This is a genomic window from Pseudoalteromonas sp. XMcav11-Q, assembly GCF_040104525.1.
Lineage (GTDB): Bacteria > Pseudomonadota > Gammaproteobacteria > Enterobacterales > Alteromonadaceae > Pseudoalteromonas.
In genome coordinates, this window is record NZ_JBECOX010000009.1 from 15,023 (window position 1) to 29,312 (window position 14,290).

Below are 14,290 nucleotides of genomic sequence, written 5' to 3' on the forward strand. Positions count from 1 at the left end.
ACTGGCTCTACATGGTGTAAGTTGGTTTATCTGAATGCAAAGTCGCACCCAAAAGCTTATTTATTTTATCGTTCAGAGCTGGCGCGTCAACAAACGCAACGCCAACCCCAGATGGATTAGAATTTTGCGCGCCTTGCGGTGTTAACCAAGCAACCACAGCGTTGACTTCGTCCGCCTCTAGAGCGTCAGGCAAGGTGACTCTGAGTTTTAATTCTTGCCCCATATCAAAATGGGCATTGGACTTGATAAATATGCCACCGGATTTCAGAAATGGCATATAACAACGATATAGCTCATCTAAATCTTCAAAATCCGCAAGTAACTCTTGCATGCACCACCTCTTTATAGCTGTTTTTGTAAGGCAAAAAGTAAATTAGAAATGCTCAGGTTTTGATTTAACCCTAACACATTTTTCTGTTCGTACATAAACCGATGTACTAAGCTCACTAAGTCTTGATACTGGGTAAAACTCAAACCATTCCCTTGTGTCATCGCCCCTTTTAAACGGTTGAGCAAAAAACGGGCAAATACATCGCTCATTGCGCTGTGCTTTAACAGAATTTTTTCAACCGTTTGCGCACTCTCTACTGTTAATTGATTCGCCGCGTGATAAAGCGCAGTCACATCGTCAAGTGCACCTTCTTGTTGCCACGCTTCGATTATAAATGGCTGTAGAGAAAATTCATCAAACCAAGGGAAATCACAAGCGACATTTTTAGCAGCCAGCCACTGCGCGGCCTCTGCTTGATTGGGCGAGTGGATCGCCACTTTATTACAACGGCTCAAAATGGTGGCAGGTAACTTACTGTCATCATCGCTGGTTACGACCAAATAACGATTAGCATTTGGCTCCTCAAGTGTTTTTAACAGCGCATTTGCGGCTGAATGGGTCATCAAATGCGCGTGCTCAATCAACGCGACTTTATTGCCACCTTGCTGCGCTGAATGGTTCAAGAAATGCGTGATCTCTCGAATTTCATCCACCCCGATTGATTTTCCCTCAGGCACGACACTCAGTCTATCTGGGTGATTACCAGCTAAGTTCAAGTTACACGGCTTACATTGCCCACAGGCAGTGAGATTTTGTGGGTGTAAGCATAACAGTGCATCTGCCAAGTGCGCCGCAAGCAGAGACTTTCCCACGCCTTTTTTACCCGATAACAGCTGAGCATGGTGCAAACGACCGTTTTGCTGTGCTCGAGCAAGATAACTTAGAGCGCTGCTGTGCCAACTTGGAAGCAAATTATTCATTGCCATCCACTGTAAGGTGTGTGGCTATCAAGCTATCAAGCAGTTCAATACTTTGCTCAAGTACTTGTGCTTTACTTTGACTGGCATCAATCACAGTAAATCGTTCAGGGTCATTTTTCGCTTGAACGAGATAACCCTCACGTGCGCGCTGCAAAAATTGTTGCTTTTCATCCTCGAGTCTATCTAGCCCCTCACCTCGCGATTTGACTCGCTTTAAGCCCTCTTCAGGATCCAAGTCCAAAATCAAATTCATGTCTGGACGAAAGCCGCCGAGCGCAAGCTGATTAATGGTTGTGATGGTGGCAAGATCTAGCCCTCTTGCATAATGTTGAAAACTAAATGTTGCAGCGTCAAATCGATCAGAAATAACGACTTTGCCTTGCTCAAGTGCTGGCATAATTTTTTCACGAACGTGCTGAGCACGCGCAGCCCCAAACAACATAAGCTCCGTCATGTCTGCCATTTCGGGGGTTGAGGGATCTAGAATGATTTCTCTTATCTTCTCTGAGATCTCTGTTCCACCGGGTTCACGAGTCATCACAACTTCAATACCGCGTTGTTTTAAATGCGCTTCCAATCCGGTAATAACCGTTGTTTTTCCAGCGCCATTGCTGCCATCGCAGACCAGCATAAACCCTTTTTTCATAGCAAGGACGTACTCATCATTCTTATTTGGCTGTTATTTTATCGTGTTTTAGTGAATTATTCACGACTGAAATAGAATTGAATTGTCTAATAAATTGAATTTGTCATTCTGAAAATAATTTAAAACAGAAAAATTTGGTCTACAATAACAAGCACATCCGAATAATTTTATATAAGAAACGCCCAATGCTGAGCAACATTAACATGCCTTTTAGGCCCGTAAAGGAAGCGTATTGATATGCCGCGTAAAATGCTCTATTTGGTGTTCATGTTACTTCTTTTGGTTTATAACCCAGTAAATGCCCGTGCAAGTGAACCGCCAGAGATAGATGTCGCGGTAGGACTTGAAAACTTTGATTTTCAGCCATTATTTGAAGAGTTTAGTGCAAAAACGGGTATTAAAGTTAATATTCTTGCTTTTAACAACAATCAGTTGAAAAGCGAGTTATTGTTGTATGCAGATGCCCTACAGTTACCGGATGCCGTGATTATTCCCAGCGATTATATGGGGTTGTCAGAACTGCAATTTTCTCAGGTGCCAGAGTCTTGGTTAAGCAAAAAGCTCACACAAAAAGTCATTGAGAATAGTAAGGTCAATGGTGAGCTTAAGGGCGTACCAATTATGTATGGCAACCATCTTGTACTCTATTACAACCGTGCACTTGTGCCACACCCTATTACCGACTTACAAACCTACGCACAGCAAACTGTTGCAGACAAACCTACGCTCGGCTGGAATTTTTATGAAATGTATTGGTTTGTGACGTTTGCGAACGCCCTTCAGCCTAATCTCATTCAGGCAGGCGTGCCACAGCTTGACACCAAAGCGATGCGCCTCGCAATTTCCAATTATCAATCACTTCTCAACAGCGGCATCATAGACGCTGATTGTGTTTACCAATGCTTAATGAATCGTTTTAAGACCGGCAAGCTTGATTATTTTGTGAATGGAATTTGGGCATATCGTCAACTTAAAGACAAGCTTAAAGACGACCTAGCCATCGCGCCTTTACCGAGATGGGGTAATTATCAGCTGATGTCTCTCGCATCGTCTCATGTACTGGCTTTTCCTGCCAATGGCATAGAATCTAAAAAAAGTCCGCATCTAAAGCAGCTTGTTGACTTTATGCAAAGCCAGAAGGTACAAGATAAACTATGGGATGAGCTCAATGCGCTGCCTGCAAACGGTGACAGCTTAGCTGAGCTTATAAAACGCGACGACAAAGCACTGTCTCAACTGATCGCATCTCTGCATGAAACCTATCCACAGCCGAATGAACCTATTATGGCCTATATTTGGGAAGCCATGTTAAAGGGGCTAACACGCTATTTAGGTGGTGTGTATAGTGTCGAAGAAACGACGCAATATATGCAATTTATCGTCACAAAGTCGGGACAGAATGAAAGCAAATCGCAGCATCGTTGATGAAATAAAAAGAAAAATTACGGCATTATTCTCTCTCTTCCTGGTTGTACTGGTTGCGATGGTTGGCTTTTCCTTAATGCAACAAAAAGCAACCCTAGAGCAAGAAGACGTTAAACGCACTGGCGCAAGTCTTATCAGCGATTTTAAAGCGCAAATCAATGAGCTTATCTATCAAGTTGCACCATTAAGTGAAGACCATATTTTATCTACCTTACCGAGCGATCTACTGTTTACTCAATACGCGGTTAAGGCGCTAACCAACTTAGTCGACAATACCGACATGGTAAAATCTGCGTTTATCAACGATGGCTCCGTGTTTACCGTAGAGGGATATCCTTTTAATACCCTACGTTGGAACAATTCTGTATTTAGCGAGCATGCTCACAAGGTCCTCGCGCAACAGCGACGCACATTAAAAATCGACAAACTAGTTGTCCCAGTTAAAAGCATTGAAGAAAAACCGTCTGATCAGGCCAAATTGTTTCTCGCCATTCCCCTTAGACAAAAATTATCGTCGTTAATGCGTCCTTATAAATATACGGGTGTACTATTCCTCGAAGTCGATCTTGAACCATTTTTAGGTTCCAATCAGGAAAAAGGCTCTATCTGGATCACCAGTCAAGACCTTGTGCTTGCGGGAACACATTCCTCAAATGCCACTGAAGGTGTATATCACAGTCCTATTTATTCACAAAAAGACGATTTTGTTGAACTTGATTTACAGCTACAACGAGAAGCCGAAGTATACAGTAACGATATTTTAAGCGCGGTGTTATACATTGTACTTATCGGCTTGATGCTAGTGGTATTACTTACCTGGTATTTACGCCGATTAGCAAAACGCTTGACCAATCCGATGCGCGCACTTGAGCGTCATTGCGAACGACTTAAACAGGGACATTATGTTTCTGCAACAAGCGATTTTGAATTTAGAGAGCTAAGAACGCTCCAAGTGACCCTCAACCAACTTGCGAAACAAATTAAGGAGCAAATAGGTTCTCTTGAAAGTGAAAAAGTGAAGGCACAAAGTTCAGAGCGGGCAAAAAGTCACTTTTTGGCAAATATGAGCCATGAATTAAGGACGCCACTTAACGGTATTTATGGTGTATTCCAATTAATGAAGCACCATAGAAATGCAGCAGATTCCAAAGAGCTTATTGCACAGGGCATGACGTCCACAGAAACATTACTTAGCTTACTCAATGACTTACTTGATTTCTCTAAAATTGAAGCTGGTGAACTTAAAATGGAATCAGCGACAGTGGATGTCAGAAGTATTGTCAGTGAAGTAAAGCAAGAGTTTGTCCATACTGCCAATGCTAAACAAATTGACCTTATTATTCATACTGAGGAGCTTGCAAATCCTTATCGACTCGGTGATTCGCTGCGTTTAAAGCAGATACTAAGAAATTTAATATCCAATGCCGTTAAATTTACCAGTGACGGTTCTGTAACCGTTATACTCCAAGATGGCGGTAAGCATCTCTCCATCCGTGTAATAGATACGGGCGCCGGTATTTCCGAAGTCGCGCTAAAGAAGTTATTTAATCGATTTCAACAGGCAGACTCGTCGACCACCAGAAAGTATGGAGGAACCGGTCTTGGACTTGCAATTGTAAAACAACTTGCCGAGTTAATGGACGGCCGTGTTACGGTGACAAGTAAAGAAGGTATTGGCAGTGAGTTTACAGTTGAACTCGTACTCGATATCTGCGATGCACCAGAACAATCTGTCATGCAAGATTTGCAAGCTATACCCGCTTTGAGGGATAAAAACCTGCTACTTGCTGAAGATAATCCACTTAATCAAAAAATATTTAGCGCCATGATTAAACCAACTGAAGCGAATCTTGTCATAGCTCAGGATGGTGAAGAGGCGATTGAGCTTTATCACGAATTGAAACCTGATATCTTTTTTGTAGATATTCAGATGCCAAAAAAAGATGGCCTAAAAGTATGTTCAGAAGTCAGAGAACAAGATAAGACAACCCCACTTATTGCCGTTACAGCCAACGTGATGTCGGGAGATTTAGAAAACTATCAGCAACTTGGATTTGATAATTGCGTCGCAAAACCGATAGATATGAAAAAGCTTTATGAAGTGATAAATACTATTTTGAGTTAACGGTCAATTTCGCCCCATTTTATATGACTAGATAATTAAATAAAGTTCATTTAAGTTACAATTGAATAACATCGTAGAATTCTTATAATCTTAGCCTGAAAGCAGACATTCACCTCAGGTAAACTTCTTCTCGTGCAACATTCAATTAGCATTCAAGTCTTTATACCATCAGCATTTTTACCTGCACTAGTTGCATGGTTTCATCGAATGTAATTTCATAGGAGTCAAAAGGAATGACAACCATCGTCTATAACGCTAAAACAGCAGAAATAGCCTGTGATAGTAGAACCACTACCGATAAGATCATCGTTACCGATAATGCTCAAAAGTGGTTTGATTATCATGGTTGGAGAGTGTTTTGCACTGGTCAGACATGCGATATACACAATTTGCAGCACAATTTTTCAAATAATCAATTTGATACGATTGAGAGTTTGGAATTCATTAAATACCACCCCAAAAAAGGCGTATGGTATGGTTGTGTAAAAAGGGGCACCTGTAAATCTGAACCCTTAGCGCAATCTTATGCCATCGGCTCAGGCCAACAAGCGGCAATGTTTGGTTTACTCAATGGCTATAATACGGTGGAAATCGTTGAGCAAGTTAAACGAATTGATTTTAGAACAGGCGGCGATATTCATTGCTTTAAAATTACCGACTCCTTAGAAAACATATAAGCCAGCGTCAAAATACGCTGGCTTTGTCTCACTTGAGTGAGTTAACCTGAGCTTCGGATAATTAATGCCTTTCTAGCAGCCAGTTTTAACGCTAACTGCGTTGAATTCACTTCCAATAGCTAGCTATTGGTACGTAAATTCGCCTTGCCTACAGGAAGTAGGTACCTTAGCGAGAGCAGGACGCGGAAGCGGTGTTATCCTCAAAACTCTCTGGCTAGGTAAGATGATAGTTTAAGGTGATTAAAAAACAGTTAGTTAGTTCATTCCTTATCCAAACCTCAGGTTAGTTAAATAACTGAAAGCTCAACCGCAATGTTGCCACGAGTAGCATTTGAATATGGGCAAACTTCGTGAGCTTTTTCAACGAGTGACTGCGCCGTGTCTTTGTCTAAGTCACCAACTGATACCGCCAATTTCACCGCTATCCCGAAGCCACCTTCAATTGGCCCTATAGACACTTCAGAGTTAATATGTGTGTCTTCTGGCAACTTGACTTTTGCTTTGCCTGCCACCAATTTTAATGCGCCAATAAAACACGCCGCATAACCTGCTGCAAACAATTGCTCCGGATTAGTCCCTTGGCCGTCATCCCCACCTAAGCCTTTTGGTGTCGAAAGCGCAACATCAAGACGACCATCGTCAGACTTTGCCACACCTTCTCGGCCACCTGTGGCAGTGGCTTTCGCCGTATATGCAATACTTTGTAGTTCTTTCATTTCGTTCTCCTAAGTTTGTGCTTGTAGAGTACTCACCTACACCCTAACGCAGCGAGGCTTTACTCTAGATGAAGTAAAATCAATTAAACATTTATTTTGCATGCAAAATAATAGATTCAATTTTTTAGAATTGCAAATACTTTGTGTGCAAATTAAAATATAGCTTAGCTACTTTGTAGGAATATGTGATGAACTACCCACAATTAAAACTAGACGCTCAAATCTGCCACCGCCTCTACATGGCTTCCAATGGTATTGCCCGTGCTTACCGAGCATCTTTACAAAAACTCGACTTAACCTACCCTCAATATGTGGTGATGATGGCACTTTGGGAGAAAGATGAAATCAGCATTGCTGAGTTACTAGAGAAAACCGCCATCGATGGCGGTGCTATGACACAAATATTAAAGAAAATGACTGACAAAGCCCTGCTTTCAATCGTTAAAGACGAAAAAGATAAGCGCAAACGAGTGGTAAAACTACAAAGTAGGGGTCAAGATCTGCAACATCAAGCTGCCACAATTCCTGAGCAGATCCGCTGTAAATTTCCAAGCATCGACGAGCAAAAAGCACGAGCACTTATTGAGTTACTAGATTCGATCAATGGTGATTTGGCCTAAAGTAGAAATCAAAAGATAGTCATTGTAGCGCGCGTTCTAAATGTGCCAAAAACGCTGATATTTTTTTGGCCAGATGTTTACGGCCAGCATAGAACGCATAAAGTACAAGGTCTTCCGGTTGCTGCTCTAATTTAAGTGGTACCAGCGCGCCTGACTCAATTTCTGCTTTACAGGAGTTCAGTGGCAAGATAGCAAATCCAACCCCTGAAAGCGCGGCAGACTTAGCTATAAACCCACTGTTTACCCTAAAGTTTGATTTAACATTCACCGTCGTTAATCTTCTTTCATTGTTAGTAAATATCCAAGGTGTACCGTTTACGGCGGTCAGGGTTGAAATACAAGGCAGAGATTGTAAATCTGCTAATCTATACGGCGAAGTATGCTTTTCTAGCAAGCTGGGAGCTGCCACTACGACGCTTGGTAATCGAGCCAACTCTTTAACCACCCAATTGCTATCCTCAAGCTTGCCACGATGAAAGTAAAGCACGACATCAAAGCCATCTAAGAGATTTTCTCTTGGACTCAGGCTGGTATCACAACTTATTGAAATTAATGGATGTGCAGCGCAAAAGGTTACCACTGCTTGACCAAGAATGGGGATGTCGGGCATCACTATACGCAAATGCCCCATTGGCGTAGAGGCATGTTTATTTACTTCTTGCAACGCATCCGACAGCGAATCGATTAACGGCTTTGTACTCACATAAAGCTGCTCACCCGCTTCTGTCACTGAGATCCGCCTTGTTGTTCGTTCCAACAATCTTGCATCAAGCTTTTCTTCAAGTAGTGCAATATGACGACTTACGTTGGAGGTTGGTATATCCAGAAACTCTGCCGCTTGTTTGAAGCTTAAGCATTCATAAACACAGTGGAAACTGTTAAGCCACTGAGGGTCAATCTGATCAATCATTTTATTAGCCCAACATATGGGTTTATCAATTCAATAATAGACACTTTATTACCTAATTAAGGCTAATACAATCAAGGCTTCTTTGTTTATATCAATTAAGGATGTCTATGTTTTCAGCTTCAATGACCACCTTAGCAAGCCCAAAAGCAAAATTTGGGTTATGTTTTGTCATCCACTTTTTAGTCGCGTTAGATGCATTAATCATTGTACCCTTTAGCGCGGATATGGCGCTAAGCTCAGGTACCAACCCATCAAATTCAGGACTACTCGTTTCAGCTTATGCAATTGCCGCTGCTTTCACTTGTTTATGTGTGCGTGGTACAGGCAACCTCTCAAAGGAGAAATACAAAGTCTTTATTTTTCTGTCAGCAACCACATTGTTAACCTTGCTTACTTCAGCACTCGAGAGTTTTTATACCCTGCTTTTCGTACGTGCATTGACTGGTATTGGTGGCGGCGCACTGGTAGTACTCAATCTCAACTTGGTGATTCAGCTAAGCCATGAAAACGACAAGAAAAAAGACACCGCGATACTGTTGAGTGCTTTTCCACTCGCCTTGGCAATTGGGATCCCTGCGCTATTATTTATCACAGCAAATCAAGGCTGGCAGTTGGGGTTCATGATACTGGGAAGTGGCTTAGCCATTACAGTGCTATTATTTACATTTATATTTCTCTCAAACATAAAGCAAGCTTCGCAAAGCATCGATAGCAACCCAATGCCAAGCAACACATTTAACCCGACCAAAACCCTTAAATACGCGCTATTCATCGCATTTTTTGTGGTGCTAAGTACATTTGCAATTTCAACTCAATTTCCGGTGATGCTAATTACCAACTTAAACATCTCAAGCTCGATGCTAAGCGCGAGCTATTTGTTTAGTGGTGTGTGTTCGTTTGTTGCGGTTCAGCTATACGCTCGAAGTAAGCTAAACAATCACACAACCTCATACTTAATTTACTTTCTTAGTGGCTTGATGATATTGGCAGCCTTGTTTGGTTTTACGATAAGTTCAGTTATTTTTGCAGCCGGACTTTTTACCCTGTTTGTGATTGCAAGCGCTACCCGCTCTATGATCTTAGTGACAGAACTTATAACCTCACTTCACGCAGAAGAGCGCAGTACCTTTATCAGTCTGCAAAATGCGATACAGCACTTTGCGATAGCCTCTGGCGGCACTATTGCAAGTTTGCTAGTCACGCCCCGCGAAAACCACACACTTAATTTTAATGTCTTGATTGTAGTTTCAGCTCTATTAATAGTTATAACAGTTGCTATGTGGAGAAACTTTCAAAGAAAGCGCTTTTAATCGCGATTTAGTGATTGAACAATAGGTAATTGGGCAGTTTGATTGTCAATAAGTGACGTAGCTTCCCCAATTACCGCTCTGATTTGTTTTAATAAGACAATCCGCCATGGTTATGCCTTACTCTAAGCGCGCCTCTATGCGATAATGCGTGCCTATCGTTAATCATATTTGTCGTGATGATATACACAGTTGTCATACCATCACGACAAATATAATTAACCAAAACAAACAAAAACAGTAGAATAACTTTTTGACTTTATGACAAATACAAACCAATCAGATACACCGAATAATGCCCAGAACATCCCAACTATTTTCTGGCACGACTACGAGAGTTGGGGTGCGACGCCGCAAAAAGACAGGCCAAGCCAATTTGCTGGGATCAGAACGGATCTGGACCTCAATATTATTGGTGAGCCACTGATTGAGTATTGTCAACCAGCGCCTGATTATCTCCCGCATCCTCAAGCCTGTTTAGTCACCGGGATCACACCACAGTTAGCACTAAAAAAAGGCCTGACCGAGGCCGAGTTTATGGCAAAGATCCACGCTGAATTTGCAAAGCCACAAACCTGCGTTGCTGGATATAACAGTATTCGGTTTGACGATGAGCTAACCCGTTATAGCCTTTATCGTAACTTTTATGACCCCTATGAGCGTGAATGGCAAAATGGCAATAGCCGTTGGGACATCATAGATCTGGTAAGAGCCTGTTATGCGCTTCGCCCAGAAGGAATAGAATGGCCAACCAGAGAAGATGGCAATCCGAGTTTTAAACTGGAACACTTAACCGTCGCCAATGGCATTGAGCACGGCGCCGCGCACGATGCATTGAGTGATGTTACCGCAACGATTGCGCTGGCTAAACTGATTAAAACCAAACAGCCAAAATTGTATGAGTTCTACTTTAATCACAGACATAAAAAAGCGGTATCGAGCCTAATCGACGTTTTCAATATGCAGCCTTTGGTGCACGTTTCTTCTATGTTTCCGGCACAACAAGGTTGCACCACTTGGATTGCGCCGATGAGTTTTCACCCGGTCAATAGCAATGCCGTGATCTGCTTTGACTTAACACAGTCGCCAGAGGTATTGAATGACCTTGACGTTGAGGCGCTCAAACAACGGCTTTATACAAAACGCAGCGAATTGGGTGATGATGAGCTACCAGTTGGATTAAAACTAGTACATATCAATAAATGCCCGTTGGTTGCGCCAGCTAAGACCCTCTTGCCCGAAAACGCAGCGAGGCTTGGAATTGACCGCGAGCAATGCCTTGAAAATTTAAAGTATCTTAAAGCGCGTCCAGAACTAAGGGATAAGGTTGCGGAAGTCTTTAGCGATGAAAAGGGATTCGAGAAACCAAGTAATCCAGATTATCAACTCTACGACGGTTTCACCAGTAAGGCTGATAAAGCCAAATTTGCAATCATTCGCAATGCATCGCCTGAAGAGTTGGCAACCATTAAACTGGATTTTGAAGACAGTAAATTTAACACGTTGCTGTTTCGCTATCGAGCAAGAAACTGGCCGCAGACGCTCTCACCTGTAGAGCTTGATAAATGGCGTAAATACTGCCAAAACAAGTTGATGCATAATGAAGATAACCCTTCAATTTCAGCCGAAGATTTTATGCTAGAGCTTGAAAATTTAGTCGCAGAGAATGAAGGTAATGAGCACAATATGCAGATCTTAAAAGCGCTTTATCATTACGCTCAAAGTTTGTAGTTAATGCCGTAATAGCCCGCACCGCTTGGCGCTAATATGAAATGCTGACTTCGTCGATAAACAGCAGTGCGGCTTACTAATATAATTTGCATTGGCAAAATATTCGTTCTGCTTGTGTTGAAATAACCTCTCTAAGCAATGAAGAGTTTATATTGCATTAATACCAATTCGCTTAATTAAGCTACCTATTTTGAGGCGAAAAAATCTTGTCGATAATCAGGAAAAAATCCTATTTAACCTGAGGTTTGGATAAGGAATGAACTGACTCACTGTTTTTTTAATCACCTTAAACTATCTTCTTACCTAGCCAGAGAGTTTTGGGGGATAACTCCGATCTCGCGTCCTGCTACCGCACTGGTACCTACATCCTTGTAGGCAAGGCAAATTTACGGCCCAATAGCTGGGCTATTGGAAGTGAATTTAACGCAGTTAGCGCTAAAACAGGCTGCTAGAAAGGCATTAATTATCGAAGCTCAGGTTATTTAGTGTTCTAAATAAGAAAGCTTTAACACCGTTAGCGTCAGGTTTGCTTCTTCAAATTGAGCAAGTATTAAGGCCAATTGGTATAATTCTCTCATCTATTATGGTGTTGGCATGTATTCCACATTAGCTGTAACTCTTCAATAATGACGGGGTCGTCAATGGTAGATGGCACGATGATGTCTTCACCGTCCACCAGCTGGCGTAGGTTCTTTCTGAGTATTTTACCTGAACGGGTTTTGGGTAAACGCTCAACCACTTTAATGGTTTTAAGACAGGCAATCGCCCCAATTTTTTCGCGGATCAGGCTTCTGATTTCCTCTGCAATGGCTGTTTCTGTGGTGTTTACGCCATCTTTCAGTACCACCATGGCAATAGGCACTTGGCCTTTTAGCTCGTCTTTACCGGCAAACACAGCGCATTCTGCAATTGCATTGTGGCCTGCGACGATCTCTTCCATTTCACCGGTTGACAGTCTATGCCCGGCTACGTTTATTACGTCATCGGTGCGGCCCATAATAAACAGGTAGCCGTCTTCATCAAAATACCCGCCATCGCCAGAGAGGTAATAGCCGGGGTATTGTGATAAGTAACTGCCTTTAAAGCGCGCCGTGTTATTCCAAATAGTGGTTAAACAACCGGGAGGGAGTGGTAATTTCACCGCAACAACACCTTGTTGATTGGCCTCGCAAGGACTGCCGTCCACATCAAGGATCTCGACTTGATAGCCCGGTGTGGGAACAGTGGCACTGCCCGCCTTTGTTGGCATCAATTCAATTCCAACTGGGTTAGATGCAATTGCCCAACCCGTTTCGGTTTGCCACCAGTGGTCAATTACCGGCAGCTTTGTGGTGGACTGTAGCCAGTCGTAGGTAGCAGGGTCAAGTCGTTCACCAGCTAAAAATAGCGCTTTTAGACTGCTGGTGTTGTAGTTAGCCAAGAGCGCAGCGCTCGGATCTTCTTTTTTAATGGCACGAAATGCCGTAGGTGCACTAAAAAGTGCAGCCACTTGGTATTCTTCTACCACTCGCCAAAACGCACCTGGATCTGGGGTTTTAATCGGTTTACCTTCGTATAATACGCTAGTGCAACCATAAATCAGTGGGCCATAAACAATATAAGAATGTCCCACAACCCAACCAATGTCAGATGCTGCCCAAAATACTTCGCCGGGCGCCATGCCGTAAACGGTTTTCATACTGTAGTTTAATGCCACAGCATGACCGCCCTGCTCTCGCACTACACCTTTGGGTGTACCTGTGGTGCCAGAGGTATACAAAATATAAAGCGGATGCGTGCTTGGTAACGGCACGGCATCAAAGGATTCTGGCGTGTTTGCCACCACCGCCCAGTCTAAGTCTCTTGGCGATGACATCTGCGCTTGGTATGCTTCACGCTGTAACACAATGCAATGTTCAACTTGATGCTTTGCCAGCGACAAAGCCTCATCCAGCATAGGCTTGTATTCAATAGTGCGGCCTATTTCAATTCCGCAAGAAGCACTGATCACTAGCTTTGGTTTAGCATCATCTATTCTCACCGCAAGCTCATGGGGCGCAAAACCGCCAAACACCACTGAATGAATAGCACCCACGCGCGCGCAAGCAAGCATAGCAACGACCGCCTCAGGCACCATGGGCATATAAATTACGACCCTATCCCCTACGCTCACATCAAGCTGATTTAAGCCTGCCGCAAAATGGCTCACTTGAGAGAGCAACTCGCGATAGCTAATTTTGCGTTTGGTATTCGTCACCGGCGAGTCATAAATTAATGCTGTTTGCTCTCCTCTCCCTTGGTGTACATGATGGTCGAGTGCCACATAACTGGTATTCATCAAACCATCGCTAAACCAATGACTCAACCCCTCTTGGTCTTGGCTATGTCCGATTTTTGGTGGCGTGTGCCAATCAAGCCGTGTCGCTTCTTTAAGCCAAAACGCCTCTGGGTCTTGGGAAAATGTGTGGTATGCCTGTTGATAGCTTGTTGTTGTCATATTAAGTTACTCAGTTTCGCTGGAACTTAGTAAAGATAGATAAAAAATCGCCAAGTTTTGATGAGACTTTAGTCTTGCGAGGATGATATAGATCAAGGTTGGGGGCGTTAGATACGATTATGGTTTGTATGGGGGATACAATAGCTTAGCTAATGTACATTTCCAAAGTTAAGCTTACTTTCTTTTAGAGTTAAGAAAGTGCCTTTGGGAGTCATCTACTCGCTACGAATAAATTGCCCTACTTTTTAACAAAGAAAGTTGGTGGATGTTTGATTAATCTGGTACTAATATGAAGCAGAATGAGGCGATTGCAGGTGTTACTGTTTACTGTTAGTTTGCTCTGCACGCTCAAAGTTATTTAAAAAATAAAGGATTATTTCTATGTCTCCCCCTAAAAAGCTAAACA

Annotated in this window: 12 protein-coding genes; 6 read left to right on the forward strand and 6 right to left on the reverse strand. The window is 42.7% G+C overall.

The features are described from left to right. Nucleotides 1–7: 7 nt before the first annotated feature. The 3 genes from ABMY45_RS14935 to tmk are packed head-to-tail and all read right to left on the reverse strand — an operon-like array spanning nt 8 to nt 1,897. Nucleotides 8–331 (reverse strand): PilZ domain-containing protein, encoded by a 324-nt coding sequence (locus ABMY45_RS14935; protein ID WP_010604673.1) that lies wholly within the window; start codon nt 329–331, stop codon nt 8–10. Nucleotides 332–342: 11 nt separating this feature from the next. Continuing rightward, on the reverse strand, nt 343–1,251 hold the full coding sequence (gene holB / locus ABMY45_RS14940) for a DNA polymerase III subunit delta' (protein ID WP_206472865.1): 909 nt from the start codon (nt 1,249–1,251) through the stop codon (nt 343–345). Continuing rightward, nucleotides 1,244–1,897, reverse strand: coding sequence for a dTMP kinase (tmk, locus tag ABMY45_RS14945; protein ID WP_039497867.1), 654 nt, complete (start codon nt 1,895–1,897; stop codon nt 1,244–1,246). The genes holB and tmk overlap by 8 nt, the downstream gene beginning before the upstream one ends. A gap of 237 nt (nt 1,898–2,134) precedes the next feature. On the opposite strand from tmk, the gene ABMY45_RS14950 reads away from it, so the two are divergent. The 3 genes from ABMY45_RS14950 (at nt 2,135) to ABMY45_RS14960 (ending at nt 6,124) form a co-directional block, all read left to right on the forward strand. Continuing rightward, a complete protein-coding gene (locus ABMY45_RS14950; RefSeq protein WP_010604670.1) occupies nt 2,135–3,322 on the forward strand; it encodes an extracellular solute-binding protein in 1,188 nt (395 codons plus the stop codon). Beyond that, entirely contained in the window at nt 3,297–5,447 is a 2,151-nt protein-coding gene (locus ABMY45_RS14955; protein WP_206472860.1) for an ATP-binding protein, read from the forward strand. The genes ABMY45_RS14950 and ABMY45_RS14955 overlap by 26 nt, the downstream gene beginning before the upstream one ends. A 233-nt stretch (nt 5,448–5,680) precedes the next feature. Beyond that, nucleotides 5,681–6,124: a hypothetical protein gene (locus ABMY45_RS14960; protein WP_010604668.1), complete on the forward strand. Its 444-nt coding sequence runs from the start codon at nt 5,681–5,683 to the stop codon at nt 6,122–6,124. Between the two features lie 287 nt (nt 6,125–6,411). On the opposite strand, the gene ABMY45_RS14965 is transcribed toward ABMY45_RS14960, so the two are convergent. After that, nucleotides 6,412–6,840 carry an organic hydroperoxide resistance protein gene (locus ABMY45_RS14965; RefSeq protein ID WP_010604667.1) on the reverse strand — a complete coding sequence of 143 codons (429 nt, stop codon included), beginning with the start codon at nt 6,838–6,840 and terminating at the stop codon, nt 6,412–6,414. A 188-nt stretch (nt 6,841–7,028) separates the two neighbouring features. On the opposite strand from ABMY45_RS14965, the gene ABMY45_RS14970 reads away from it, so the two are divergent. Continuing rightward, entirely contained in the window at nt 7,029–7,460 is a 432-nt protein-coding gene (locus ABMY45_RS14970) for a MarR family transcriptional regulator (RefSeq protein ID WP_017217491.1), read from the forward strand. A gap of 19 nt (nt 7,461–7,479) precedes the next feature. On the opposite strand, the gene ABMY45_RS14975 is transcribed toward ABMY45_RS14970, so the two are convergent. After that, nucleotides 7,480–8,370, reverse strand: a complete 891-nt coding sequence (locus tag ABMY45_RS14975; RefSeq protein WP_010604665.1) for a LysR family transcriptional regulator — start codon at nt 8,368–8,370, stop codon at nt 7,480–7,482. 107 nt (nt 8,371–8,477) lie between these two features. Between ABMY45_RS14975 and ABMY45_RS14980 the strand changes: the two genes are divergently transcribed. Both ABMY45_RS14980 and sbcB read left to right on the forward strand, forming a co-directional pair. Continuing rightward, complete coding sequence (locus ABMY45_RS14980; protein ID WP_227387158.1) at nt 8,478–9,680, forward strand: MFS transporter; 1,203 nt, start codon at nt 8,478–8,480, stop codon at nt 9,678–9,680. Between the two features lie 258 nt (nt 9,681–9,938). Then, nucleotides 9,939–11,408, forward strand: a complete 1,470-nt coding sequence (gene sbcB / locus ABMY45_RS14985; protein WP_227387159.1) for an exodeoxyribonuclease I — start codon at nt 9,939–9,941, stop codon at nt 11,406–11,408. Between the two features lie 574 nt (nt 11,409–11,982). On the opposite strand, the gene ABMY45_RS14990 is transcribed toward sbcB, so the two are convergent. Further along, nucleotides 11,983–13,884, reverse strand: coding sequence for a propionyl-CoA synthetase (locus ABMY45_RS14990; protein WP_206472854.1), 1,902 nt, complete (start codon nt 13,882–13,884; stop codon nt 11,983–11,985). Nucleotides 13,885–14,290: the final 406 nt, after the last annotated feature.